The sequence below is a fragment of the Planococcus sp. SSTMD024 genome, from assembly GCF_041320495.1.
Lineage (GTDB): Bacteria > Bacillota > Bacilli > Bacillales_A > Planococcaceae > Planococcus.
This window is the reverse complement of record NZ_JBGGNS010000020.1, coordinates 42,466-67,603: the sequence shown is the minus strand read 5'-3', so window position 1 is coordinate 67,603 and position 25,138 is coordinate 42,466. Positions and strand designations below refer to the sequence as shown.

Genomic DNA, 25,138 nt, shown 5'->3' with positions numbered 1-25,138 from the left:
AGTTGAGTTTTGGATATTACGCAAAGCAGCTGCGCTTTCCTGCGGGCGAGCGCCAAGCCTCCTCAGTCGCTACGCTCCTTGCGGGGTCTCGGCTGTCTCGCTTTCCCGCGGGAGTCTCCGCGGCTTTGCTCCATATCCTTTTATTGTAATGACTAAAAAGCGTCCGCCTGGAGCAGTTTCACATTCGAGAAAACTCACGAAAGCTTCCCTTTCAAAGCATAGATATAAGCCAGGACTTCAGCGACGGCTAGGAATAGTTCTTCGGGTACGGAATCGCCGATGGATACTTGTGCGTAGAGCGAGCGGGCGAGGGGCTTGTTTTCCATCGTCACGATGCCGAGCTCTTTCGCTTTTTCCTTGATTTTGAGCGCCGTGAAATCTTTTCCCATCGCAATGATTTTCGGCGCTTCCATCGTTTCGGCGTCGTATTGAATCGCGATCGCATAATGCGTCGGGTTGGTGATGACGACGTCAGCGTTCGGCAAATCCTGAATCATGCGGTTCATGCTCATTTGGCGTTGCTTTTCCTTGATCTTCTGTTTGATCAACGGGTCGCCTTCCGCCTTTTTGTATTCGTCTTTAATGTCCTGCTTCGACATCCGGATGCCTTTTTCGAATTCGTATTTCTGGTACAAATAATCAAGTGTCGATAAGGACAGCAAAATGAGCGCCGCGACCATGCCCATCTGGACAACGAGACCGCCGACGAGGCTCAAGGAGTCGCGCAGGCTTTGCCGCGACAACGAGAAAATCTCTTCCTGCCCGAACCACAACACGCCAAAGGCCGCTCCCCCGACAATCGCAATCTTCATCAAGGATTTGGCCAGTTCCACAAGCGCCCGAACCGAGAAAATCCGTTTTGCGCCTTTGATCGGATCGAGCCGCTCAAGCTTCGCTTTCAACGGTTCTGCCGTAAAAAGCGGCCCCACTTGCATGTAATTCCCGAGAAACCCGAAGACCACGCCGACCAGCATGATCGGTACAATGACCAAGAATGCATCCATGGCCAATTGCTCGAATATCAGCCGAATCGTTGCCGGCGTAATGTCCCAACTGATGTATTGGATATAATTGATGCGGTAAATGGCCAGCAATTGGTCGAGCATCCACTCTCCGAGAAAACTCAGGACGAGGATGCCGCCGAGCATGATGAGTGCGGCCGCGACTTCCTGGCTTTTGGCCACTTGGCCTTTCTTGCGAGATTCCTGGCGCTTTTGGGGCGTCGCCTTTTCGGTCTTTTCACCGGCAAAAAACTGCAGGTCCAGGTTCAATGGATAGCGTTTCATCCTATCCGCCTCCCAATAAGCTGATTAATTCGCCCATGCTGCCCATCATTTTTTCAAAGAGAATTTGCAGCAAATAAAAGAACACGGTCATCGTCAACAGCAAGAGCACAAAGCCGACGAAAATCTTCAGCGGCAAGCCGACCGCAAAGATATTCAATTGCGGCACAGCTTTTGTCAGGATGCCAAGCGCCACGTCGATCAAAAATAATGACGCAACGATCGGCAGGGAAATCTGGAAAGCGATGATAAACATTTCGATAAACAAATCGGTCATGAAACGTGCGATGGCTTCCGCACCGACCGATAAAAACTCTTCCGCCGGGAGAACGCGCAAACTCTGCATCACGCCGTCGAGCATCATATGGTGGCCATTGACCGTCAACAAGAACAACAGCGCGAGCGTGTATTTGAATTGCCCAATGATCGGCACTTGGGCGCCCGTCTGTGGATCCAGCACATTGGCGATGGCAAAGCCCATCTGAAAATCGATGAACGCTCCAGCGATTTGCACCGCGTAAAGCAATAGCGCGGCCGTAAAGCCAAGCGCCAAGCCAACCGCCAGTTCCTTGAAGATCAATAGCGTGTAGCTTCCATCAAGCACTAAAGCATTTTCAGGAGCCCAAGCAGCCGTCGCGGTCAGTGCGAGAAAAGCGGCGATGCCGATTTTGAATTGATTGGGCACGCCCCTCATCGCAAACAGCGGCGCAATCAGGAAAAAAGCGGTAAGGCGGATGAGCACGAGCAGGAAGAACGGCAGCAGATTAAGAACATCATTCATCGGCGCTTATCCGATAAACCGTGGAAGCTGCTCGAACAAATCGCGCGTATAATCCAGGAGCATCGTCAGCATCCAGGGGCCGAAAATGACGAGCGACAGAAAAACCGCCAGTATTTTCGGGATGAATGCCAGAGTTTGCTCCTGGATTTGAGTCATGGCCTGGAACACGCTGACCAATAGCCCCACTCCCAGTGCGATGAGCAATAACGGAGCTGAAATGAGAATGATGAGGTAAATGGATTGTTCTGCTAGTTTGATGACCATATCCGGCGTCAAATAAATTCTTCCTCTCGCTAAAAGCTGACAAGCAGCGATTCGATGATTAAGTACCATCCATCCACCAGGACGAACAATAAGATTTTAAAAGGCAATGAAATCATGACCGGCGGCAGCATCATCATCCCCATCGCCATCAAAGTTGACGCGACGACCATATCAATGATCAAAAACGGGATAAAAATGACGAAACCGATCTGGAAAGCGGTCTTCAATTCGCTCAGTGCGAATGCCGGGATCAGCGAAGTTAACGGGATGCCTTCGATGCTGTCCGGTTTTTCCAGTTCGGCGTATTTGAAGAACAACGCCAAGTCTTTCTCACGCGTATGCTGCGCCATAAACTCCTTGATCGGGAGCATCGCTGCATCGAGCGCTTCTTCCTGCGTCAGTTCTTCATCCAAATACGGCTGGAGTGCGGTATCGTTCATTTCCGTCGCGACCGGCGCCATAATGAAAAAAGTTAAAAACAAGGCCAGCCCGACCAGTACTTGGTTCGGCGGCATCGATTGCGTCCCGAGCCCCGTACGCACGAAACTCAAGACGATGATGATGCGCGTGAAGCTCGTCATCATGATCAGGATGCCTGGCGCGAGCGACAGCACCGTCAGCATCAATAATAATTGCAACGTTGTCGAGACATCGCCGGGATCGGTATTATCGAGCGAGATGCCGGGAATGGCCAATAATAATTCTGGGATCATCGCTGGTCCTCCCTGTCATCTGCGCGCTTTTCGCCGAAAGACAAGCGCCGTTCTTTTTGTTTATCCAAACTACGGGCGAAATATTGCTCAAAATTCGTGAATGGCGTTTTCGCTTTGCCGCTATTGCCGAACAACGAAGAAGTTTGCGGACGCTGCTGTTCCAAGTCTTGTTCCAAAGCGGCAATCTCCGCTTCTTCCGAAAACTCCTTGATCAGTGTCACTTCATTCCCCACGCCGATCAAATAAAATTGGCCGCCGACTTTAACTAGCTGCAACGATTTGTTCTGCCCGAGCGGCGAGCCGCCCATCAGCTGAACCGCGCGCTGCGACTGCACGCCTTTTTGGCGCATCGCCAAAAATTTGATGAGCCCATAGATCAATCCAGCGATCAGCAGCGTATAGAAAATCAATTGCCCGATGATCGCAGCAAAACTTTTCTCCTCGATCTCCGGCACCGCTTCCGCTTCTGCCGGTTCCGTTTCGCTTGCCGGGTCTTCTTTCAGCCAATCGGCCACATTTCCCGTATCCGCAGACGCCATCAGGGGGGTGGCAAGCCAAAGGGCAGCGAGCGCTATGAGTAGTAAAATCCATTGTCTGTAATTCACACTTGCCGTACTCCTTCGCCTTGCATCAACGCAATTTGGAAATGCGCTCTGCCGTACTTAAAATATCTGTCACTCGCACGCCGAAGTTTTCGTCGATGACGACCACTTCGCCGACAGCAATCAGTTTGTTATTGATGAGAATGTCCACCGGCTCTCCTGCCAGTTTGTCGAGTTCGACAATCGACCCTTGCGACATCTCGAGAATTTCCTTGACCATCCGCTTCGTCCGGCCAAGCTCCACCGTCACTTGCAGGGGAATGTCCAAGAGCATGTCGAGGTTGTTTGGCGCCGATTGTTCGGCAGCGATTTCATCGAAGCTCGAAAATTGGACGGACTGGACACTTGGCCCATTGGCCTCCGGTTGTGAAGTTTTTTCCGGTTGTTGCTGTTCATTTGATGACATATCCTGTGTCTCCTTCGCTTCTGGCGCTTGCTCGCAGCCTGCCAGCTCTTCGGCCAATTCTCGGCACGGCCCAGCTGGCAAATACATGCGGAACGCTACATTTTGGCGGTCGCCGACAGTCAGCGTAAACAGCGCTTCAGCAAACCATTGTTCTTTGGTGAAATGAGTGAACGGAAACTTCTGCCCCGCTTCCAGAATGTCCATGCCCGATAAGGAATAACCGACCTCCTGGCCGCTCACCATCGACAAAGCAGCTGCTGATGACCCAAACAAGCGCATGAGCATATCCTGGACTGCCGCGAACAGTTTATCGCCGTCCGTTTCATCTGACAGCTCCGAAGCCATCGCATCGGCTTCTGCTTGGCCAAGCGTGACGATCTGCGGCATTTTCAACAAGCCGCTATATTCCCCGAGCGCGACGTAAACCGGCGTCTCGGTTTCCGCAAACAGTTCGTCTTTGCTTTTCACGGTCCACACCGGCCCTTTGATGGCGGCCGTTTCCGGGAACAGCGGGTCGCGAAGGGCCGCGGTGCCGCCGAGTGCTGTGCAGAACAACTCTTTCAATACGCCAAGTTCATGGCTGCCCAACGCTTCCTGCGGGACCGTGTTATCGGCTTTATTCAGCAGCCCTTTCATCTCTTCAGGCGATAGGCGCTCATCCTTCATCGCAAACTTCCCCTTCCACACACAAGCCTGTAATTTGTACCGCCAGGCGGCCTTTTGAAATTCCCGGCTGTGCGAGGAATTTCTGTTTCTGGTCGATATACAGCTTTACCGGAGCATCGATTGCTTCATCCAAACGCAGGATGTCGCCTTTTTTCAAGTCCAGAAAATCCTTGATATCGATAGCCACTTCTCCCAGCACTGCCGCTACATCCATCTTCGTTGCCTGAAGGCGCTTTTCGAGCACTTCCACTTCCTGATGCTCGACCGCTTTTTTCTGGCTTGCGAGCCAGTGGCGTGCAGATAATTTCGGCAAGACCTGTTCTAGCACCAAATGCGGCAGGCATAACTGAATTTCGCCTTCCGTTTCGCCAATCTTCGCCTGTAAGTTCACGATGATGACGGTTTCGTTCGGCGAAGCCATCGGCAAGAATTGCGGATTCACTTCTACCTCCTTTAATTCGGGCGTTACTTCAATAACCGATGTCCAGGCTTCCTGAAAGCAACCTAGTGATTGAGCAAAGATCCGGTTGATGACACTGATTTCAATCTCGGTCAGATCACTCGATCTTTGCATCACATTTCCTTGCCCGCCGAGCAAGCGGTCGAACATGACGTACGCCACTTCCGGCGAAAACTTCATCACCATGCTGCCGTTAAGCGGAGGTGCTTCAAATACACCGAGAATCGACTTTTTTTCAATATTCTCAAGGAAATCTGTATAGGCTACTTGCTCGACTTTTTCAGCGGTGATTTGCACATAGGTGCGCAATTGGGTCGAAAAATAGGAAGTCAACAGACGCGCAAAATTCTCATGGATGCGGGATAGTGTCCGAATCTGGTCTTGTGAAAACCGCAAGGCCTTCTTGAAATCATAGGTATGAATTTTCTTGCTGTTCAAGGCTTCTGTATTGATGCCTGAAAAATTTGTTTCCATACTGACTCTCCTTACTCTTCCATGGGTGCATCGTGCAATTTTGGCAGAATGTTGATGTCACGGTAATAAGCTGAAACTGAGTCAATCACTGTCTGTACTGGCTCCAACACATGCACTTTTCTTCCGGTAGTAAGCGTGACAACCGTGTCCGGCATGGCTTCAATGCGCTCAATATAAACCGCATTCAAGACGATTTCAGAACGGTTCAGCCTTGTTAAGCGAATCATTGCGCATCACTCCGTTCGGCTGGGTTTATCATCGTTTCAAGTTCACGACTTCCTGAAGCAGTTCATCTGAAGTCGTGATGGTCCGTGAATTCGCTTGGAACCCGCGCTGCGCGATAATCATTTCCGTAAACTCTTCCGTAAGGTCAACGTTGGACATTTCAAGCATTCCAGAACCAATTTCTGTACCCGCTTGTGCAGCATTTTCTATTACCAGGCCACCAGGGCTTGCGATATTGGTCATTTCATACAAAGAACCGCCAAACTTGCGCAGGCCAGCTGGATTTTCAGGAGTGGCGATGCCGATATTCGCTGCGACTTCCTCTGTGCCATCCGCTTGCTTGCCAATGACTTCGCCTAGACGGTTGATCGTGTAGGAATCGTAGCCGCTGATATTGATTGGCTGTCCATTGTCATTTAATACGTTATAGCCTTGAGCCGTGACCAGGTTGCCGTCAGCCGTGACCGTGAAATTACCCGCGCGCGTTAAATATTGCCCTTCACCGCCTGGTGCTTCCGGATCTTGTACGACAAAGAATCCGTCGCCCATAATCGTCAGATCAGTTCCGACGCCTGTCGACATGGCTGACCCCGCGTTGTGATTGACGTTCAAAGAAGCGCTGGTTGATCCAAGGCCGACTTGCATTGGATTAGCCCCGCTATTGGACATATTTTGGCTCAATAGATCTTGGAACGTGATCGTGCTTTTCTTGAATCCGACCGTATTGACATTGGAAATATTATTACCGATAACATCCAATTTCACCTGGAAGTTTTTCATGCCGGAAATCCCGGAGTACATGGAGCGCAACATTTTTCATTTCCCCTTTCAGCTGGCTGCAAGTTTAGGCTTGCTCGGCCGCCTGTTCGTTTTTGATTTCGCCTTGCTGTTCGATTCGTTCAATGGCTGACAATGGAATTTTCGTATCTTCGCCTTCCAGCTCGACCATGATCTCGCCGTTCTTCATCGTGACCGCTTTGACAATGCCGGTGCCGGCTTGTTCATTGGCCGACCAGCTGATTTCGGTCCCGAGCAAATGGGCAGAACCTGCAAGCGATGCGCTTCCGCCTTCTCCGGCGTAGCCCGTCATCGTCTTGTTCAATTGCGTCAATTGCTCGAGGCTGCTGAACTGTGCCATCTGCCCAATGAATTCCGCATCTTTTTGCGGTTCCATCGGGTCCTGGTATTTCAGCTGGGCGATCAGGATTTTCAGGAAAGCGTCTTGCCCGAGTGCATCCGGTTTTGTTTTTTCTGCAGCTGCCGTCGGCTGGTTCGCCGCCGTTGTTGCTGTGGTGATATTCATCCAATCAGTCCCCTTCATTAAACGGTGTAATTCACTTGGCCATTGGCTGAAGTTGCGTCACGCTGGCGCCTTTTCGGGATCTCGGCATCATCCGAAACGGATTCGCCGCCGCTTCCGTCGCGCCGTCCAGCACTATTTCCAGACGCATCTGTGAAAGGCGATTCCTGCTGTCGTTCGTGCTGTTGGAATTCGGATGAACTGCGCTCTTCCCGCACTTCCAAGCGATCGATCTCCACGCCTTGCTGAGACAACGACATGCGCAATTGATTTAATTGAAACTCGACCGCCTCTTTTGCTGCGCCGTGGCTCGCGATGATTTGCGCGCTCACTTTGCCGCCTGCTGTGCTCACCAAAATCTCCAGATGGCCGAGATGCTCAGGAAAAATATTGATGCGCAGGCGCGCTTCATTTCCGCCGGCGCTCAAGCGGGCCGGTGAGCTGATCCATTCCGCAAGCGTTTCCGACAGTTTCTGCACCGGCACTTGCCGAACCGGGACGTCCACTGGCTTTTGATCAGCAAATGCTGACGTTAGCACGGCGGCCTGCGTTTGCCCCTCTGCTTTTATAGGAGTTGCGGCTTGAACCGCTTCCGCTTTTGGAACCGGCTCTTCTGCAGGCACCGCTTTCGCAGCTTGCGTGTCAGGCGCTTGCTGCTCAACCGCATTGTTGGCTTGAGCACTTTCCTTCGATAGCGCATGAAGCCATGCGGCAGGTGTCTGCGCAAATGGCAGGCGCGCTTCTGGTTTCACAGGCGCGAGTTCTTTCAATAGCAGCAATTTTTCTGAAGGAAGCGTTTCTTCTTTCAGCTGCGCAGCCAACTCAAGGAGCGGGCGCAACGCTTCTTCCGGCGCTGCTTCAGCCGAAGCACTTTCTTTTTCCGCGACCCCCGAAAATCCGGCGGGCTGTGCGAATTCTTTAGCAGTCAGCAATAAAGATTTTAGTTGTTTTACCAGTGCAGCCAATTCACCCTGCACCTCTTCGTCGGTACTAAAGGATTCGATGGCTTGCTGGAGCTGCTCCCCGTTCGCATCCGCGAGCAATTGGAACACCGCATATTGCAAAGCTTGCTGCTCTTCGGTCAATTGCTCTTGCGGCATGCCCGACAATTGCTCGAGGAGCGCGGCGAGTTCTTTCATCGGCAAGGCGTCTTGCGCCATTTCAGGCTCTGCTGGCGGCTGCGTCGCATCCGCCGACAGCGCCATGAGCAATTGCCCGAACTGGCCAGCGGGCTCGTTGCTTGACTGCGGTTTCACTACAGCTGCGGGTGCAGCGGGCCGTGCGGTTAATGCGGACAGCAGCGCGTTCACTGTGCGTCACCGGTTCTGCCAAGTCGGTAATAGCGGCTGCCGGCCAAATCATCGAAAAAGTTCTGCTCTGCCGCTTGATGTTCTTTCTGGTGGGCGGCATAGTTCTGCTCTTTTAAATTGCCCCAGGTTTTTTCTTCACGTGCTTTTTCTTTCAAGGCATCTTGGCTTTTCGATACATTGCGTTCATGCGTCGCGACTTCCCGGTTCGCCATGAACGATTGCTCATAGAGCTGGTGGATGTAGTCTTCGAGCATGCGCAGCTCGGAGATCGGGATGCCTTTTTGCTCTTTTGCTTTTTTCATTTCTTCCGCCTGGGTAATCTTGCTGTGCAATGCTTCACTTTGTTCGCGGACAGCTTGCTCTTTTTTCAACGCTTCGGCCATCTCCACTTGCGCCAGCTGCGTTTCGTTTTCTTTCAGGTCGAGAATTTTCTGGAATCGGAAATTGAATCGTGTCACGTTTCAGCACCTCCAAATTGTTGTGCGAGCCGATCGACGCTTTCCGCCAATTCGGCCTTCTCGTATATATCTTGCTGTAAATATTCGCGAATCAATGGATACGCGCGGATCGCTTCATCGATTTCTTTATTGGCGCCGCTTTTATAGGCCCCGATATTGATCAAGTCTTCCGCCGAATCGTGGGCTGCGAGCAATCGTTTCAATTCGGTCGCGGCTTGTTTGTGCTCGCGCGTCGTCACTTCATTCATGATACGGCTCACGCTCGCCATGATATTGATTGCCGGGAATTGCCCTTTTTGCGCCAATTTGCGGTCCAAAACGATGTGGCCGTCCAAGATGCCGCGCACCGCATCGGCGATCGGTTCGTTCATATCGTCCCCGTCGACCAGCACAGTGTAAAAGGCGGTGATCGAACCCTTAGAAGAAGTTCCAGAGCGCTCGAGCAAACGCGGCAATAACGCGAAAACGCTCGGCGTATAGCCTTTACTGGTCGGCGGTTCACCGACCGCCAGCCCCACTTCACGCTGCGCCATGGCGAAACGCGTGACGGAATCCATCATCAACATGACATTTTTCCCTTGGTCGCGGAAATATTCCGCAATCGCGGTTGCCGTCAGCGCCCCTTTGATGCGCTGCATCGGCGTTTGGTCAGACGTCGCAGCGACCACAACTGAATTTTTCAAGCCTTCTGGCCCGAGATCGCGTTCGATAAAATCGCGCACTTCCCTGCCACGCTCGCCGATCAGCGCGATGACGTTGACATCGGCTTCGGTGTTGCGGGCGATCATGCCCATGAGCGTGCTTTTTCCGACACCGCTTCCGGCGAATACGCCGATGCGCTGGCCTTGCCCGACCGTCAGCAACCCATCGATCGCGCGCACCCCGACTTCCAAAGGCTTATCGATACGCGGACGTTTCAGCGGGTTCGGCGGCGTGTTTGTCGTGGAATATTTCTTCAAGCCTTTCGGCAATTTATTGTCATCCAATGGCTTTCCGGTGCCGTCGAGGATTTTCCCGAGAATGGCCGGGCCGACGCGGATCTGCAACGGCACGCCCGTCGCGACGACGAGGCAGCCTGGACCGACTTGTGCCAAATCACGCAATGGCATGAGCATGATCTTGTTTTCCTTGAAGCCGACGACTTCTGCCTCGATCGGCGGGTCAAAACGGCTCGGATACAATAAGCACAACTCGCCGAGCTTGGCGTTCGGGCCTTGCGCTTCAATGGTGAGGCCGATGACTTGCACGACTTTTCCGTGTTTTCTCACCGGTTCGATTTCTTCCAGCAGCGTCAAATATTCGCTATCTATCAGCTTCATCATTGGATTTCTCCTCACAATAAACGAGCAGTTGCTTTTTGATTTCGTTCAGCTGGCTATCCAGTGTCGCATCAAACGAACCGCTTTTCGTATGGATCGTGCATCCCGAAGGCGCTTGCCCTGCGACTGGCATCAGCTTGAGTTCGGCCCCTGCCCGGATATAGCTTTTCAGTTCGTCTTCAAACGGCAGCATCGCGGGATAATCTTCAAGCGCCACGTGGATGGCGACTTCTTCCGAATCGTCCACTTGCCTTAGCGCATGGCGGATAATCGACAACAGCTGCACATCGTCTTGCATCAATTCGTTGCGGATGATTTTCCGCGCGATTTCAGTGCTGAGCGACAGCAAAAACGGCTCCGATTCACGGATGATGCGGCGCTGTTCTTCGTAAGCCGCGGCAATCAAGCTTTCCATCAGCTCGCGTTTTTGGAGAAAATCCGCCTCCGCTTGTGCAAGCCCTTGTGTGAAGCCTTCTTGAAAACCGGCTTCCGCCGCAGCTTGCGCCTGCTGCTCTGCTTGTTGTAGCGCTTGTTGCTGCTGAGTTTCGCGCCATTCGGCCAGTTCCGCGTGTGCGTGCTGCTGTTCTTCGGCCAATTGTTTTCTCAACGTATCCAATCGCTGCTCCAAACCGCTGATTTCCTCTTTTAAACGTTCACCATACTGTTCGATGTCTGAATCCGCTTGTGCTTCGAACGGCCGGCGGGTTTCCACTTTGCGCAATCCGATGATTTTCGTGCCGCTTTGCTCGGTGCTGCGGATGATGTTAGACAATCAGTTCATCTCCCTCTTCCCGGGAAACCGTGATTTCTCCCTCTTCCTCAAGCTTGCGGATCAGCGCGACGATTTCTGTCTGCGCATTTTCTACATCCTTCAGCTTCACAGGCCCCATCACTTCGATCTCTTCCCGGATCAGTTCTGAACGTCTTGAAGACATGTTTTTGAATATGCTTTCTTTCACTTCATCACTGGCCGCCTTCAATGCCAGGCTCAATTCCACATCGCTCACTTCGCGAATTACCCGCTGTATCGAACGCACATCCAGTTTGACCAGGTCTTCAAAGACAAACATGAGTTTCTTGATTTCCGCGACAAGCTCTGGGCTGCCGCTTTCGAGTTCAGACAAAATGGCTTTTTCTGTGCTGCGGTCGACTTGGTTGAGGACGCGGACAATCGCTTCCACCCCGCCGGTTGCTGCGTAGTCTTGCACACCGTTGACAGAAGATAATTTCCGCTCCAAAATTTGTTCCACTTGTTGAATAACATCAGGCGACGTACTTTCCATTAATGCGATGCGCTTTGCGACTTCTGCCCGCTGCTCAATCGGCAACTGCGAAAGGATCTGTGAAGATTGCTTTGGATCAAGATAAGACAATACTAATGCAATCGTCTGTGCCTGTTCGTTCTGCAGCACGGTTACAAGCCGGACCGGATCCAAACGCCTCGCGAAATTGAACGGCTTGACTTGCAAACGGTTTGACAGGCGGCCAATTGTGTCGATGGCCTTTTCTTTGCCGAGCGCTTTTTCGAGAACTTCCCGCGCGTAGCTGAGCCCGCCTTCGTTCATATAATCTTGCGCCAGAACCATTTCGTAAAATTCATTGATAACTTTTTCTGTCTGGCTGTTCTTCAATTGGCGCACATTGGAAATTTCCATCGTCAATTGGTCGATTTCCCTTTCCGATAAGCGCTTGAATACTTCGACGGAAACGTCAGGGCCCATGCCCACAAGCAACACAGCGACTTTTTGGATTCCTGTCAATTCTTTAATGCGTTCTACCATTCAATTCTCCCCTAATCATCCGCCATCCATGAGCGCAGTAGATTTGTAAAATCATCAGGACGCCCTTTAGCAAGCTTCTCGATGGTTTTGCGCTTCGGATTGGTCCGATTATTAAATTCAGACAAATCGACTCCACCATCTTGTTCGCTGGTGGCGGTTGCTGCCGGCTGCATTTTTGCGGCCGCCCGCTCGAAATAATCCATCTCAAGTTCTGCTGCCAATTCTTCCTGCTGCCTTTTACGTCTCTTGGCTACGAGGAGAATAATCCCCGTCAACAAAATCACAGCCACTCCGGCGAGTACGTACCAAAGAAGCGGAACGCCTGTCCAGAACGTCGTCACCGGCTCTTCTTCAGCCAGTTCCGGACGCCCTTGGAATTCTGTCGCAAAGATTGAAATGCGGTCATCGAGTTCGGCCGGCGTCGGCTGGAACTCGTTCATGCTGAGTGATGCGCTGACCGTATTCCCGAGTAGATTGCGGATATCGGTCATGTTCTGCTCGGTCAAACTGGCCGGATTGTCCGGCACCGGCGGCTCGACGCCGACATTGATCGTAATGTCATCGATGACATAAGGGCTCATCTCGATCTGGCGGCTGATGCGGTTGACTTCGCGGTTGATGCGCTCTTCAGTCCGTTCAGAGTCACTCGTCCCGGTGCCGTCTGCTGCGGGGTAATTGGCGATATCCGTTTCCCCGGTTCCGGCATCATCTGCCAGGGCGGCACCTTCACTTGCGTAAGTTTCGACGATCCGCTCGACGCTGATATCGATGCCTTCACCCGTTTCGAGATCGACCGGCTCCACCAATTGTTCTTCACGTTTTTCCTTCGTAAAGTCGATATTTGCCATTACGGACACAACCACTTTGTCCTGCCCGAGCAATAGCCCAAGCATTTGCTGCAACTCACGCTGTATGTCTTGTTCGATGCCTTGCTGGATTTCACGGTTTTGCTGGTACACCGTCAAATTGGTATCGGGTGCCCCGGTATCCTGCAACTCGAACACTTGCCCGTTCTGGTCCATGATGACGATTTGCTCCATCGGCAGATTCGGCACCGACTTGCTGACCAAATGGTATAAGCCGTTGATTTGTTTTTGGTCCAGATTCAAGCTGCCATCGCCTTTGATGACAATCGATGCGGTCGACACTTGCTCTTCATCGGTCAACCAAACATTTTCTTTTGGCAAGGTGATCATGACGTTGGCATCGGTCACCCCCGAAATTTGTTTCACCAAATACGCGAGTTCGTTTTGCATCGCGTCGCGTTCGACAACATCAAAATGGCGGTCGGTCATGCCAAGCCCCATGTTTTCACTGAATATGCCGTACGTGACATTGCCGTTTTTGGGCAAGCCTTCTGCCGCTAAACTCACTTTCAAGCCGGCGACTTGTTCTTCGGGAACGGAAATCGTCGAACCGTCCGTCGACACTTCGACCGGAATTCCTTGGCTTTCGATCGCTGCCTTGATTTCGCCCGCTTCCGCTGGGTCCAAATTGGAATACAAGGGCGACATATCGGATTGGCTATTGAAGAAAACAAAAAGCCCCAAAGCAAGCAAAGTGATGAAAAAGGACGCGGCCATCAGCCATTTGGTCGCTTTTGATAAACTGCCCCAGGACTCTTTTGTTTTGGTTTTATAGGTTTCGAACTTTTCTTTCATTGATCGCACACCTTAGTTTTTTTCATACTTGCATTCTCATCACTTCTTGGTACGCTTCCACCACTTTATTGCGCACTTGCATCGTCATTTGCAGCGACAAGCTCGCTTTTTGCGACGCAATCATCACTTCATGGACATCTTTCACTTCACCCGTCAGCAACTGGTCCGTCTTTTTATCAGATACATTTTGTGCCGCGCTGACTTCTTTCAACGCATTTTTGAAAACATCCCCGAACCCTGTCGCTTGCGGCTCCGGCTGCATTTTTTCCAGGAATTGATTTTGCAGAAACGGTGTCTGCAGCTGTGCAATTTTCTCCATGCTGCCCCTCCTTAACTAAACTTCGTTACTTCCCGATTTCGAGTGCTTTCATGAACATGCTTTTCGAAGCGTTCATCGCCGTGACGTTCGCTTCATAGGAACGTGTCGCCGACATCAAATCGACCATTTCCTTAATCGGATCCACATTCGACGTGCGGACATACCCTTCCGCATCGGCATCCGGATGTTCCGGATCGTAAGTGACTGGAAACGGCGTCGCATCTTCCCGGATGGCGCTCGCTTTAACGCCTGCCCCGGCCCCTTTATTTTCCATGGCGGCCGTTAATTGCTTGGCGAAAGGTGATGCGCCGGCGGTCGACAATTCCACGGTCTTGCGGCGGTACGGCACCCATTCCCCGTTGACCAATTCGGCACGGTTCGTATTGGCATTGGCGATATTCGAAGACACGACATCCATCCGCAAACGGTTGGCGGTTAATCCGGACGCGCTAATATTCAGACCATTAAACAAAGACATGCGTTTTATCTCCCTTCATTGATGACCGAACGCAAGCTCGAGAACTTGCCGTTGACCCGCTCTGTAACGGCGTTATACCATAACTGGTTTTTCGCCAGTTCCGCCATTTCAAAATCCATGTCGACATTATTGCCATTCGGCGTCATTTTCGTATTGTGGTTGACCGTCACTGGCGTTGCCCCCGCCCCGCTCTGGAACTCCAAATGGCGTACATCAGTGCGGTAACTATTCATACGCGAAGCGCTCGCCTGCTCCATTGCCTGCTGAAAATTCACTTGCTTGCTTTTATAGTTCGCCGTATCGACATTGGCGATATTGCCGGCATGGACACGCTGTTTCAATGTCGAAGTCGACAAGGCCTGCTCCATTTTTTGAATGCTTGATGGAAAGATATTCATCATTTTTCTCCCCCGTCCCGAATTTGACCAAATAAAAAACCCACTTTGAAAAAGGTGGATTTGAGACAAATCTACCATCTTTCGGCGGCTCGGCGATCATGTGTCTTAGACAGTTAGACCCGTAGCTTTGCGTCCTTAACTTTCGTATAAGTTTGCTATTATCGTCATGATATGGGTATATTTTTCTTTAAACTCGTCTTTTCGAATCATTTTTAGTCTTTACTACCTCGGTATAGTATCATGCTTTTTTTATTTTGGCTATTTTATTTTATAAAAAAATTCTACTATTTTTTCCATTTAATCTACGGTTTTCTGTTAAAATAGGGATATGACAATGAAATTATAGTCTATAAGACTATATTTTAAGGAGTGAATAGGTAATATGTTCCGAGGATTATACACAGCCACTTCAGGAATGATGTCTCAAAACAGAAGTCAACAAATATTGACAAATAATCTATCAAATTCCAATACTCCCGGATTTAAGACAGACGAAGCAGCGATTCGCTCGTTTCCACAGCAATTGATTAAAGCGCAGAATGCCAATCAGCCTGCGCCGATCGGCCGGCTTTCCACTGGTGTTTACGTGCAGGAAGCGATTCCTTCCTTTTTGCAAGGGCCGATACGCGAAACGGGCAATGCGACCGATTTCGCTTTGGTCAATGATAATTTGCCGCTAGACGATGAAACCGGCGAACGCGGAACTTTATTGTTTGCGGTTGAAACAGAAGAAGGCGACGTCCGCTATACGCGCAACGGGCAATTCACGGTCGACGCGGAAGGATTCCTTGCGACCAGTTTCGGGCAGCGTGTGCTCGGTGACAACCTCCAGCCGCTGCAAGTCGGCGATGGCGAATTTTCTGTCCAAACGAACGGCGAACTCACGCGTTCGGATGGCGTAGGTGCCGGAAGCATCTGGATCGGGGCAACGGATGAACCGGAACAATTGATCAAGCAAGGCCATAACTTGCTTGCGTGGGCAGGAGACGATGCAGGCGCCCCGGCACTGGCCGGTGACGCCGAGCGTTTCGTCAAGCAAGGCTTCATCGAACAGTCGAATGTCGATTTGACCCGCACGATGACCGACATGATGACCGCTTACCGCGGATTCGAATCCAACCAAAAAGTGATCCAGGCCTATGACCGCAGCATGGAAAAAGCGGTCAACGAAATCGGCCGGGTCTGATAAGGAGCCAAGCATATGAACATCCAAATGAATGCAGCGAGCAGCTCGATGCGCGAACTGCAGAAAAAAATCGACATGATTGCCAATAATGTCGCCAACGTCAATACGACCGGCTATAAAAAACAAGAAGCCAATTTTGCGGACGCGTTGCTCCATAGCGTGAATAAGCAAGCCGGGCCTGCCAATGAAATCGGCCGGAGCACGCCGAACGGGCTGCGCATCGGCGGGGGCACACTGTTATCCGATGCCATCACCCGCCATTCGCTCGGGCAGATGCAGGAAACGGGCCGCGAACTGGACTTTGCGATCGATTCCCCGAATAGCTATTTCCGCGTTTCCAATGAGGATGGCGTTTATTACACCCGAAATGGATCGTTCCAAGCCGAGCCGATTCCAGGCAGCGGCCGCTTGGCACTTGTCACCGCTTCCGGCGATTCGGTTTTGGACGCTGACGGGACACCAATTACGTTTGCTGCCGGATACGATGAATTGAACATCGGGTCAAACGGCGTCGTGACGGCAACTTATGCCGGCCAAGCAGCTGAAACCTTCCAATTCGGTACCGCTCAAATCAACCGTGCCGCCCTTCTGGAAAAAGCAGGCGATAATCGCTACCGCTTGCCAGGCACTGAAGCTGAACAAATTGCCACCGGTGCCTTGGAACTAGGGGGTTCCCCCATTTCTCAAGCGGTGCTGGAAACTTCGAACGTCGACATGGCGAGTGAAATGACCGAACTGATCGCAACGCAGCGCCTGTTTCAATCACAAGGCCGCGCCATTTCGTTTGCAGACGATATGATGGGTTTGGTCAATACGATGAAATCCTAATATTCTCCAATTATATTTGATTAATATAGCAACGAAAAAACCCGCATTTCCAGGAATCATCTGGAAATGCGGGTTTTTTATGCAATGCGTTGGATAATAGCTATCAAACAATCAGCGTATCCTTCAAGCTTATGCAGCCGATTAGGTAAAAACAAAACAGCCGATGCTTGTGTGCATCTGCTGTTTATCGAAGAAAGTCCATTAAGTTGGTCTGCATAATCTTGGCAGAAGATGACAGGCTCGCTTGGTAAATGCTTTCTTCACCTTTTAATTTTATTAGTATCTCAGCATAATCTACATCTTCTATAGAAGATAGCGCAGATCCAAGAGAAAGTTTGGCGTCCAACAAGCGGCTTTCGGTCGCTTCGACACGATTTTGGCGTGCGCCGTTTTCAGCGGCTGAGGTCAACAAACGCTCCATCGCATCATCGATTTCATCGAGATTGACGGAATCGCCAGCTTGTATACTGTCAGCGAGTTTTCCAACTGCCCGGAACAAATTGCTGGGCTCGTCGCCGCTCCCGACCAGAGTTTCCGGCAAGATGCCGATTTCAAGCTGCAGCCCGACACCGATTTTCGCCGTTTTCAGCGGCCCGTTCGCTGGTGCTGCTTCAAAAGAAACGGCATCCGCAAAAGGCTTTACCGTGCCGTCGCCGCCTCCGAACAAATATCGGCCGTCGACTTCGGCATTGGCGAATTCGCGCAATTGCTCATTGAGCACGCTGACTTCCTTGAAAATCAGTTCACGATCTTCGGGAGACAATGTCCCGCTGCCCCCTTGAACCCCAAGCTCCCGGATGCGCTGGGTGACATCGACCATCGCTTGGATGGAACGATCGTTTTCATCCAGCCATAAATTGGCATCTCCGATATTACGCTCGAATTGGTCGTTCGCCGACATGACGCTTTTCAAGCTCATCGATTTCGCCACCGCTTGCGGATCGTCAGACGGTTTGTGAAGCAATTTTCCGCTGGATGCCTGCAAATTGGTTTTCTCAAAGCGCCCGAGATTTTGCTGCATATGGTTGACGGAATTTTGATGCATCATTTGTTGGGTTACTCTCATTGGACTGTCCTCCGTTTATCAGCTTTAGCGTGCAGCCATCCGGTTAATGATCGTATCGAGCATTTCATCGGTAGTTGACACCAAGCGGGCTGCCGCATTATACGCATGCTGGAATTTCACCAAATTCGACATTTCCTCATCCAGCGAAACACCGGCGACTGACTGGCGGCGATTTTCGGTCGAGGCCATCAATTGCTGTTGCGTCGAAACCGCATAGCCTGCGCTCTGTGCTTCCGCACCCAAACCGCTGACCAGTGCCCGAAAATCGGCTTGTACTTTTTTCACGTCTGCGTCGAGCCCTTTTGGCAGTTGGAGCTGGACATCTTTCACTACACTCAACTCACCCGTCGGCGAACTTTCAAAAACATTGCCGTTCGCTTCAGCGAACTCTGTCACCGCGACGCTGATTTTTTCTTGGTAGCTCGCGACAGTGGCTGTGGCTTCTGCGAGCCCGCCAAGTTTGCCGCCTGCTGTTTCAAGGTCGATCGCTTCGCCGGCTTTCACTGGCTGATTGTTCGATGCCAGCGTTAGTGCATAGCTGCCATCTGTTTTTTCTGTGACTTTGATGTCCATCAACTGAGACAACTCATCGACAGCCGCATCGCGTTCGTCGCGTAAATTGTTTGCCTGCGGGCCTGTTCGGATGATGTTTTTGTTCAATTCTTCAATCCGCGAAATCAAGGTCTGCGCATCTTTTTCTGCAGCCGTTAAACGCTCTTTTAATTCTGTGGCCAAATCGCCCATCGACCGGTCAATTGTTTTTGCCACGTCCGCAAAAGCTTGCGCCCGTTCTTTTACGACTGCTTGTACGGCAAGATTCGACGGATCACTTTCCAGGTCTTGCCAGGCGCTCCACAAACGGCCCATCGAAGCGTTGAGGCCATTGTCTCCCGGTTCCCCGAGAATCGTTTCGACGTTTCCGAGTGCCTCGCTTTTCGTTTGCCATTCCGCAAGTTCTGCCGTATGTCCCCGGTACTGCTGGTCGAGAAAGCGGTCACGCACGCGCATCACCGAATCGACGGAAACGCCGGTGCCAAGTTGGCCGGCACCTTGACTGGTCCAGACTTCAAGGGAAGCAGAGGAACTCGTATTCACTTGTTGGCGCGAATAGCCTTTCGTATTGGCATTCGCGATATTTTGGCCGGTCGTAGAGAGACTTGCCTGGCTTGCAGACAAGCCGCGGTTGCCGGTTTCCAAAGTATGAAAAGTTGACACGTGATCCCCTGCTTTCTTCTCGGGACTTTATGCTTTTGTATCGAAAAAGCCCCGATTGGTTGACTGTGTATTTTTGGTGCCGGATTGAGGCTTGTAATTGTAGGGCTGTTTAGCAGGCGTCGTGATATGCCCGATCATGCCTGCGATAAAATCTACGGAGTCCTGTACCAATTTTTCGTTTTGGCGGTTTTTCGCTTGCAGCTCCATGAGCAATTGCTTCAAGGTCGTTAATTGGTCCTGAAGCGCTTGTTTTGCCGTCTCATCCGACAATTGTTCTGTGAACTGGCTGAAGCTGAGTCCGGGATGTTCTTCGAGAACTTCCACTACGAGGCGTTCCCGTTCATCTTCCAGTTGTCCGAGCCTGCGGATGAGCCGCGTCTCTTCTTTGACGAGTTCTGTCAGCTCATCGACTTTATTCTCGATCAACACCGTTTGCTTGCGTTCAGCGTAGCGGATCAATTGCTGCTGGATTACGATCAGCTCATCCAGTGTTGTGGTCATCATTTTCAGCACTTGAGTTCCCTCTCTTCCCATCGCTCAACTGTCATTTATCAAACCAGTACTGATGGATTTTCTCAGCTACCTTGTCTTGGTCCACCTTGTATTCGCCGGAAGCTACTTGGGCTTTCAGCAGCTGTATTTTTTCCTGACGGGCGATATCCGCTTCCGTATTCTTCTCGAACATCGCCTTCGCCTCACTTGAAATCTGCAGATGGTCTTCCTGTTGGAGCGGGCGCGCCTTTTGGGCCGGCGTCACCTGCATTTGTTTTTGATAAGATTGTATAAAGGAAGAACTATTCGTTTTATCAATATTCATTCCTTCACCACCTCTTAAGTTTATTTCTTCATTTTCCAATGCGCCTGGCTGGCCATTAACTTGCCGCCTGGCGCCTCTTCAGCTAAAATTTCGTTCGCACTTCTGATGAACGATAAGCGGCAATCCTCACATAACATGTGCCGATGGATTAACTTCTTGCAATGCGGGCACGGGTACCCCAAGTTCGGATAGTCCCCGGTCAAGATCCGCCCTTCCCGCAAGAACTCTGAAATTCGATGCACAGAAACGCCGGTGAACAGATGGACATCCTCGAGCGAAGCATTCTGGTGTTCATTCTCTTGCAAAAACGCATAAACTTTTTCAAAAGCTATTTCATTTTCGTGATGGCATTTCAAGCAGTAAGCAATTTGATCACGAAAAAAGAGTGCTCCACAACTCGGGCAGTTGTCCAGTTTCGGGGTTGTCAAATAGATCACCTTTTTCCTTCTTACAATCAGCCCTGGATGGACTTGAATTTCGATTTACTAGCTATACTACTATTATCGGCTATTCCTAAAAAATGTTTAGCCTTTTTTTAAAAAACATTATTGCACTTTGAACTGCGTGACCAACACCCGTTCGACCTTCCCTTTGCCGACCAGACTTTCGAGCTGCGCTGTCATTTCATCCTGGAGCAAGGCAATGCCTTCTGTGCCCACCAATTGCTCTTTTTCCATGCCGGCCACAGTCGCAATTGCCGCTGCCCGGACTTCCGCATGGCGTGTTTCCATTTCTTCTTTTATTTTTTTATCCGCTGATAGAATATTAAACTGCACCACTGCATAAGATGCTGGCGTGGCGAGATTCGTCGTAATTTCTTCCGTGTCGATGCTCAGTTCGACCATTTCGTCGGCCGTCAGCGGTGCATCTGCATCTACTTCTTTTTGCGTTAGGAGAAAATAGATTGCTCCTCCAGCACCTAAAAGCGCCGCAATCAATAAGACCAACAATATTTTTTTCATCATCCACCTCTTACTCTTCGGTTTCCGGCTGACTCTCATAAGGAGAAATCAGCACTTCGACGCGGCGATTTTGCGCACGTCCCTCTTGTGTATCGTTCCCGGCGATCGGCTGGTATTCGCTATAGCCGGTTGCGCTGAATTTTCTCGGGTCCAAGTCGCCGTTTTCCAGTAAAATCTTCATAAAGTTGATGGCGCGGGCCGAACTGAGTTCCCAGTTCGATTCGAACTCGCCGCCAACTGCCGGCACGTTGTCCGTATGGCCTTCAATATAGATCATTCGCGGCGGATCGCTGACGAGCAGCTCTGATAACTCGCTCGCGATGGTGCGCGCCTGGTCGTCGATATTCGCGCTTCCGGACTGATACAAGACGCCTTCATTGATTGTCAGCATGAGCCCTTTATCGGTCAACTCCGTTTGAAGTTTGGGCGATAAGCCCTTTTCATCAATATACGATTCGATTTTCTCCTGGAACTCCCCCAGTTCCTTTCGGTCGCGCATTGCTTCCAGATCTTCCATCATTTCTTTGGTCATGCCTTCTTCTGGAACAATCGCAAATGGCGAAGTGTCGGTATCCAGTTCCACAGGGGCGGACTGGTCAAGTAGGCCGGTGCCTCCTTGCAATTCCACATTGAACGATTCGGAAATGGCCTTGAATTTCTTCGCATCGACATCACTTGCCGCAAACAGCACGATGAATAGCGCCAAGAGCAGCGTCAAGATGTCCGCATACGGAATGAGCCAGGATTCGTCGACATGTTCTTCGTGCTTTTTTTTACGCTTCAACTTCAACACCACTCTTTTGTTCGTCTTCTAGCACACGGTCTTTAGCCGGCAGATACGTCAAAAGTTTTTCTTCTACACTCCGTGCAGGCAAGCCTTCCTGTACGGCAAGCAAGCCTTCGAGCATGATTTGTTTCACGCGCGCTTCCTTCTCGGATTTGCGCTTTAATTTATTGGCGAATGGGTGCCACAAAACGTATCCTGTGAAAATCCCGAACAGCGTCGCAATAAATGCTGCGGAAATCGATTTTCCCAGCAATGCCACATCGTCCAAATGGCCGAGCGCTGCGACGAGACCGATAACGGCACCAAGTACGCCGAGCGTCGGAGCGTACGTCCCGGCTTGGGTAAAAATTTTCGCCCCGAGTTCGTGGCGGTCTTCCATCGCCGCGATGTCTTCTTCCATCAAGTCACGGATGTGCTCGAGCGATTGGCCATCGACGACCATTTTCAAGCCGCGCTGCAAAAACGGGTCTTCCACTTCTTCTGCGCGCTCTTCCAAGGCGAGCAAACCTTCTTTTCTTGCGACCATCGCCCAGCCAGTGAACATTGGGATCATTTCTTTGATCGACAATGTTTTCTGTTCACCGAACAATACTTTGAACAACCCCGGGATGCGCTTTACTTCTTCCATCGGAAAGGCGATCAAGATACAGGCGGCGGTGCCGATGAAAATGATGACCAATGCGGCGGGGTTATACAGTGCGGCCGGGCTGGACCCTTTCAAGGCCATGCCGCCGACGAGCACAAGTACGCCCAAGATGATGCCTAACCAAGATGTCTTATCCACGTCCATACCTCATTTCACTTTGGATATTTGTTGAGTTGAATAATTTGGAAAAATATATGGGCGATGAAGTCGCTGCAGGCGGACGCTTTCCGCGGGCATGGCTTGAGCCTCCTCAGTCGCTTCGCTCCCTGCGGGGTCTCAAGACTCATGCTATTCCCGCTGGAGTCGCCGCCTTCCGCTTTTTTCAGCACTGAAACGCTATTGTGCATCACAGCTTTCCCGGTGAACCGAAAAGATTTTTGCGGGAAGAGATTTCGTTGTTTAGGAGATCCGCAAGAGTTCCACTTTTTTCAATACTTCAACCCAACATATCCCTTATTGTTTTGCCAGTGCCATGGCTTGCTTCCATGTGTTGCGCAGTTCTGTTACATCCGCGAGTACAGCATCGAGTGCCTCGGCGTCGTTTTTCATATTCGCTTCCATGAGCGAATTGTTCTGGTATTCATAGAGCTGTTCGAGTTCTTTCGACAGCGCGATGTCCGGGTTCAAAGTGCTGCGCAGTTCCTGGATGATGGCCTGCGCTTTCAGGAGGTTTTTGTTTTTTTCTTCAAACTGTTTATCAAGCATCGCTTTTTTCGCGAGTTTGATGAATTTCAAGCAGCCGTTATAAAGCATCAAGGTTAATTCCTCGGAAGATGCAGTCATGACAGAATTTTGCTGGTAGGTCTGGTAAGGATTGATCGTTGCCATTATTGTTCCCCTTTCTTACTTGCGTTGGTCGATAAATGAGCCGCCGCTCGTCGGTTGGCGGTAAGCGCCAGCGTATTGTCCGGAGACTTTCCGCGTTTGGCCGAGCCGGGTCATCTGTGCGGAAAACTGTTTCTGCACCGTCTGCATGAGCGGCTGCAGCTGGAGTTCCGTCTGCTGGATCTCGGTGATAATCGCTCGTTCATCCGCCGACCATTCGCCCGTTCCTTGTGCAGCGAGCGTTTCAATCGTTTCTTGCCGACTGTCGAACAACTCCTGAAGCCGTTCGAGCGCTGCTAGTTCATTTTTATCCATATCTGAATCGATCAATTGTGCTTGTTCGTAAATCGCTTGCGTCTGCGCCAAAAATTCGGTGAGGCCATCAATTCTTTTTTCCATTACATGCCTCCGAACATATTCTGCTGCATCCAGGCGCTTTGTGAGTTCATCTTGCTGAGCGCTTTTTCCATCGCCGTGAACTGGCTCCAGTAGCGGTCTTCGATGCTCGTCAAGCGGTCTTGCCAGCGCGTGATTTCCGTTTCCATGCGGCGCAGTTTCTTGGACATTGTGCTATTGTCTACGGCGCTTGCCGGGCTGCCCGCCTGTGTGCTCAAGTTCTTGACGATGTCGTTGAGCTTGGCATAGACACGCGCACCGATGCCGTCGCCCACTGCACTGCGGACCGTGAACAAGTTCATCATTTCATCTGGTTTTTCCGAAAGAGCGGTCCTCAATTTGTCTTCATCGATGAATAGCTTGCCGCCTTCACGGTAATCGCCTGTGTTGATGCCAATCTGGGACAATAAATTGATGCTGCCGTCCCCGATGCCGCCGACTTTATCCATGAATGCACGGCGCAAATCCTGCAACGCTGATTTCATGATGGGGTCGTTGCGCAACAAGCCGCTGCGTGCTTTTTCTTCCCATAATTCGATTTCGTTGTCGCTCATGTCTTTTTTCTGTTCGTCCGAGAGCGGCTGGAAATCAGGGTAGCGTTTTTCAACGATCTGTTTTTGCAAGTCTTCGATTGTTTTGTTGTACGCTTCTACAAACTCCTTGAGCATCTGCACCGGTTTTTCTGGATCTGATTTGACGGTTATGGACGACGAGCCGTTTGTATCAACTTTGAGCATTTCTATCGTCAGCCCGTTAACGGTTGTTTTATTGCTGGTCAGACCGGTTACTTCAACGTCATCGATAACAATAGAACCATTTGCCCCGTTGGTTGTTGTAACCGACAAATCGTTTGTTCCCGTAATTTGTTTGCTGAGCTCCGGATTATCTTCAGCCCCGTCAGCAGTCTTGAAAGACAAGCTAAAGTTTTGCGCCTCGCCCAGTTCTTTCGAGGAAATGAAAAAGCGGGAAGTGGTGTTATCAAAATTGACGCGAAGAGCGGGTACGCTGCCGGCTGTTTTCGACTGCAATAAATCTGCAACCGCTTTATAAGTCATGTCTGCTGTAATGTCTACCTCGACATCAGTCTCTCCTCCGACGTTTACGAGAATTCTTCCGGCAACACCAATGGCATCAGTCGATTTTGCTGCTTCTTCCGATGTCTTTTGAATCGCTGCTGTAGAAGTATATTTCGCGGGAGTTGCCAACGCAGTAACCTGCACATCATACTTCCCGCTCATCGCCGTTGCTCCCGCTGTCACTTTCGCACTGCCGGAGCCTGTCGCTTCGGCACTATAGGCGTTGAAGCTCGACTGAAGGCGCAGGTTGCTGGCGCTCGTCCGCAGACTCGAGAACGCGAGATTTTGTTCGCGCGTCGCTTCTTGTTGCCACTCGGTCCAAACTTTTTGCTGCATCAGTTTATCTAAGGGCATTTTCTGTATTTGCATCATTTGTTTTACGATGGAGTCGGTGTCCATCCCGGAAGCTAATCCGCCGATTCGCATTGCGCTCATA

At 50.9% G+C, this 25,138-nt stretch carries 32 protein-coding genes and 1 riboswitch; of the genes, 2 read left to right on the top strand and 30 right to left on the bottom strand.

The window, feature by feature from the left end:
- Nucleotides 1-194: 194 nt before the first annotated feature.
- The 19 genes from flhB to flgB are packed head-to-tail and all read right to left on the bottom strand — an operon-like array spanning nucleotide 195 to nucleotide 14,901.
- Nucleotides 195-1,286 (bottom strand): flagellar biosynthesis protein FlhB, encoded by a 1,092-nt coding sequence (flhB, locus tag AB9R92_RS06135; protein ID WP_370668580.1) that lies wholly within the window; start codon nucleotides 1,284-1,286, stop codon nucleotides 195-197.
- Nucleotide 1,287: 1 nt separating this feature from the next.
- Complete coding sequence (fliR, locus tag AB9R92_RS06130; protein WP_370668579.1) at nucleotides 1,288-2,064, bottom strand: flagellar biosynthetic protein FliR; 777 nt, start codon at nucleotides 2,062-2,064, stop codon at nucleotides 1,288-1,290.
- A gap of 6 nt (nucleotides 2,065-2,070) precedes the next feature.
- Complete coding sequence (fliQ, locus tag AB9R92_RS06125; protein WP_058382069.1) at nucleotides 2,071-2,340, bottom strand: flagellar biosynthesis protein FliQ; 270 nt, start codon at nucleotides 2,338-2,340, stop codon at nucleotides 2,071-2,073.
- A 17-nt stretch (nucleotides 2,341-2,357) separates the two neighbouring features.
- A complete protein-coding gene (fliP, locus tag AB9R92_RS06120) occupies nucleotides 2,358-3,041 on the bottom strand; it encodes a flagellar type III secretion system pore protein FliP (protein ID WP_370668578.1) in 684 nt (227 codons plus the stop codon).
- Nucleotides 3,038-3,646, bottom strand: coding sequence for a flagellar biosynthetic protein FliO (locus AB9R92_RS06115; RefSeq protein WP_370668577.1), 609 nt, complete (start codon nucleotides 3,644-3,646; stop codon nucleotides 3,038-3,040). The genes fliP and AB9R92_RS06115 overlap by 4 nt, the downstream gene beginning before the upstream one ends.
- 25 nt (nucleotides 3,647-3,671) lie before the next feature.
- Complete coding sequence (gene fliN, locus AB9R92_RS06110) at nucleotides 3,672-4,715, bottom strand: flagellar motor switch protein FliN (RefSeq protein WP_370668576.1); 1,044 nt, start codon at nucleotides 4,713-4,715, stop codon at nucleotides 3,672-3,674.
- Nucleotides 4,705-5,649, bottom strand: a complete 945-nt coding sequence (gene fliM / locus AB9R92_RS06105; protein WP_370668575.1) for a flagellar motor switch protein FliM — start codon at nucleotides 5,647-5,649, stop codon at nucleotides 4,705-4,707. Before fliM ends, fliN begins: the two co-directional genes overlap by 11 nt.
- Nucleotides 5,650-5,660: 11 nt before the next feature.
- The gene (locus AB9R92_RS06100; protein ID WP_058382074.1) at nucleotides 5,661-5,876 is read right to left on the bottom strand and encodes a flagellar FlbD family protein; all 216 of its coding nucleotides are present in this window, start codon (nucleotides 5,874-5,876) and stop codon (nucleotides 5,661-5,663) included.
- Between the two features lie 28 nt (nucleotides 5,877-5,904).
- Nucleotides 5,905-6,687: a flagellar hook-basal body complex protein gene (locus AB9R92_RS06095; RefSeq protein WP_370668574.1), complete on the bottom strand. Its 783-nt coding sequence runs from the start codon at nucleotides 6,685-6,687 to the stop codon at nucleotides 5,905-5,907.
- A gap of 31 nt (nucleotides 6,688-6,718) precedes the next feature.
- The gene (locus AB9R92_RS06090) at nucleotides 6,719-7,177 is read right to left on the bottom strand and encodes a flagellar hook capping FlgD N-terminal domain-containing protein (protein ID WP_370668573.1); all 459 of its coding nucleotides are present in this window, start codon (nucleotides 7,175-7,177) and stop codon (nucleotides 6,719-6,721) included.
- Nucleotides 7,178-7,194: 17 nt separating this feature from the next.
- Nucleotides 7,195-8,484: a flagellar hook-length control protein FliK gene (locus AB9R92_RS06085; protein ID WP_370668572.1), complete on the bottom strand. Its 1,290-nt coding sequence runs from the start codon at nucleotides 8,482-8,484 to the stop codon at nucleotides 7,195-7,197.
- Nucleotides 8,481-8,942 carry a flagellar export protein FliJ gene (gene fliJ, locus AB9R92_RS06080; RefSeq protein WP_370668571.1) on the bottom strand — a complete coding sequence of 154 codons (462 nt, stop codon included), beginning with the start codon at nucleotides 8,940-8,942 and terminating at the stop codon, nucleotides 8,481-8,483. Before fliJ ends, AB9R92_RS06085 begins: the two co-directional genes overlap by 4 nt.
- On the bottom strand, nucleotides 8,939-10,261 hold the full coding sequence (gene fliI, locus AB9R92_RS06075) for a flagellar protein export ATPase FliI (RefSeq protein ID WP_370668765.1): 1,323 nt from the start codon (nucleotides 10,259-10,261) through the stop codon (nucleotides 8,939-8,941). The genes fliJ and fliI overlap by 4 nt, the downstream gene beginning before the upstream one ends.
- A complete protein-coding gene (locus tag AB9R92_RS06070; protein WP_370668570.1) occupies nucleotides 10,245-11,033 on the bottom strand; it encodes a FliH/SctL family protein in 789 nt (262 codons plus the stop codon). The genes fliI and AB9R92_RS06070 overlap by 17 nt, the downstream gene beginning before the upstream one ends.
- On the bottom strand, nucleotides 11,026-12,042 hold the full coding sequence (gene fliG, locus AB9R92_RS06065) for a flagellar motor switch protein FliG (protein WP_370668569.1): 1,017 nt from the start codon (nucleotides 12,040-12,042) through the stop codon (nucleotides 11,026-11,028). The genes AB9R92_RS06070 and fliG overlap by 8 nt, the downstream gene beginning before the upstream one ends.
- An 11-nt stretch (nucleotides 12,043-12,053) precedes the next feature.
- Nucleotides 12,054-13,703 (bottom strand): flagellar basal-body MS-ring/collar protein FliF, encoded by a 1,650-nt coding sequence (gene fliF, locus AB9R92_RS06060; RefSeq protein ID WP_370668568.1) that lies wholly within the window; start codon nucleotides 13,701-13,703, stop codon nucleotides 12,054-12,056.
- Nucleotides 13,704-13,725: 22 nt separating this feature from the next.
- Nucleotides 13,726-14,022: a flagellar hook-basal body complex protein FliE gene (gene fliE, locus AB9R92_RS06055; RefSeq protein ID WP_058382082.1), complete on the bottom strand. Its 297-nt coding sequence runs from the start codon at nucleotides 14,020-14,022 to the stop codon at nucleotides 13,726-13,728.
- A 25-nt stretch (nucleotides 14,023-14,047) separates the two neighbouring features.
- Complete coding sequence (flgC, locus tag AB9R92_RS06050; protein WP_058382083.1) at nucleotides 14,048-14,500, bottom strand: flagellar basal body rod protein FlgC; 453 nt, start codon at nucleotides 14,498-14,500, stop codon at nucleotides 14,048-14,050.
- A gap of 5 nt (nucleotides 14,501-14,505) precedes the next feature.
- Nucleotides 14,506-14,901 (bottom strand): flagellar basal body rod protein FlgB, encoded by a 396-nt coding sequence (gene flgB, locus AB9R92_RS06045; protein ID WP_370668567.1) that lies wholly within the window; start codon nucleotides 14,899-14,901, stop codon nucleotides 14,506-14,508.
- Nucleotides 14,902-14,978: 77 nt separating this feature from the next.
- Nucleotides 14,979-15,065, bottom strand: a riboswitch (cyclic di-GMP riboswitch).
- A gap of 215 nt (nucleotides 15,066-15,280) precedes the next feature.
- Between flgB and AB9R92_RS06040 the strand changes: the two genes are divergently transcribed.
- Together AB9R92_RS06040 and AB9R92_RS06035 are read left to right on the top strand one after the other, a co-directional pair.
- Entirely contained in the window at nucleotides 15,281-16,084 is an 804-nt protein-coding gene (locus AB9R92_RS06040) for a flagellar hook-basal body protein (protein WP_370668566.1), read from the top strand.
- Between the two features lie 15 nt (nucleotides 16,085-16,099).
- A complete protein-coding gene (locus tag AB9R92_RS06035) occupies nucleotides 16,100-16,912 on the top strand; it encodes a flagellar hook-basal body protein (RefSeq protein ID WP_370668565.1) in 813 nt (270 codons plus the stop codon).
- A 184-nt stretch (nucleotides 16,913-17,096) separates the two neighbouring features.
- Here AB9R92_RS06035 and flgL read toward each other — a convergent pair whose 3' ends face one another.
- The 11 genes from flgL to fliD form a co-directional block, all read right to left on the bottom strand.
- Nucleotides 17,097-17,978 carry a flagellar hook-associated protein FlgL gene (flgL, locus tag AB9R92_RS06030; protein WP_370668564.1) on the bottom strand — a complete coding sequence of 294 codons (882 nt, stop codon included), beginning with the start codon at nucleotides 17,976-17,978 and terminating at the stop codon, nucleotides 17,097-17,099.
- Nucleotides 17,979-18,002: 24 nt separating this feature from the next.
- The gene (gene flgK, locus AB9R92_RS06025) at nucleotides 18,003-19,193 is read right to left on the bottom strand and encodes a flagellar hook-associated protein FlgK (protein WP_370668563.1); all 1,191 of its coding nucleotides are present in this window, start codon (nucleotides 19,191-19,193) and stop codon (nucleotides 18,003-18,005) included.
- A gap of 27 nt (nucleotides 19,194-19,220) precedes the next feature.
- Complete coding sequence (locus tag AB9R92_RS06020; RefSeq protein ID WP_370668764.1) at nucleotides 19,221-19,697, bottom strand: flagellar protein FlgN; 477 nt, start codon at nucleotides 19,695-19,697, stop codon at nucleotides 19,221-19,223.
- Between the two features lie 40 nt (nucleotides 19,698-19,737).
- A complete protein-coding gene (gene flgM / locus AB9R92_RS06015; RefSeq protein ID WP_058382090.1) occupies nucleotides 19,738-20,010 on the bottom strand; it encodes a flagellar biosynthesis anti-sigma factor FlgM in 273 nt (90 codons plus the stop codon).
- 20 nt (nucleotides 20,011-20,030) lie between these two features.
- Nucleotides 20,031-20,447 carry a hypothetical protein gene (locus tag AB9R92_RS06010; protein WP_370668562.1) on the bottom strand — a complete coding sequence of 139 codons (417 nt, stop codon included), beginning with the start codon at nucleotides 20,445-20,447 and terminating at the stop codon, nucleotides 20,031-20,033.
- Between the two features lie 108 nt (nucleotides 20,448-20,555).
- Complete coding sequence (locus AB9R92_RS06005) at nucleotides 20,556-20,972, bottom strand: flagellar basal body-associated FliL family protein (RefSeq protein WP_370668561.1); 417 nt, start codon at nucleotides 20,970-20,972, stop codon at nucleotides 20,556-20,558.
- Between the two features lie 10 nt (nucleotides 20,973-20,982).
- Complete coding sequence (gene motB, locus AB9R92_RS06000) at nucleotides 20,983-21,762, bottom strand: flagellar motor protein MotB (protein ID WP_370668560.1); 780 nt, start codon at nucleotides 21,760-21,762, stop codon at nucleotides 20,983-20,985.
- Nucleotides 21,746-22,543 (bottom strand): flagellar motor stator protein MotA, encoded by a 798-nt coding sequence (motA, locus tag AB9R92_RS05995; protein WP_370668559.1) that lies wholly within the window; start codon nucleotides 22,541-22,543, stop codon nucleotides 21,746-21,748. Before motA ends, motB begins: the two co-directional genes overlap by 17 nt.
- 315 nt (nucleotides 22,544-22,858) lie before the next feature.
- Nucleotides 22,859-23,233 carry a flagellar export chaperone FliS gene (gene fliS / locus AB9R92_RS05990; protein WP_370668558.1) on the bottom strand — a complete coding sequence of 125 codons (375 nt, stop codon included), beginning with the start codon at nucleotides 23,231-23,233 and terminating at the stop codon, nucleotides 22,859-22,861.
- A 15-nt stretch (nucleotides 23,234-23,248) separates the two neighbouring features.
- Nucleotides 23,249-23,629: a flagellar protein FliT gene (fliT, locus tag AB9R92_RS05985; protein WP_370668557.1), complete on the bottom strand. Its 381-nt coding sequence runs from the start codon at nucleotides 23,627-23,629 to the stop codon at nucleotides 23,249-23,251.
- Nucleotides 23,629-25,137, bottom strand: coding sequence for a flagellar filament capping protein FliD (gene fliD, locus AB9R92_RS05980; RefSeq protein ID WP_370668556.1), 1,509 nt, complete (start codon nucleotides 25,135-25,137; stop codon nucleotides 23,629-23,631). Before fliD ends, fliT begins: the two co-directional genes overlap by 1 nt.
- Nucleotide 25,138 lies beyond the last annotated feature (1 nt).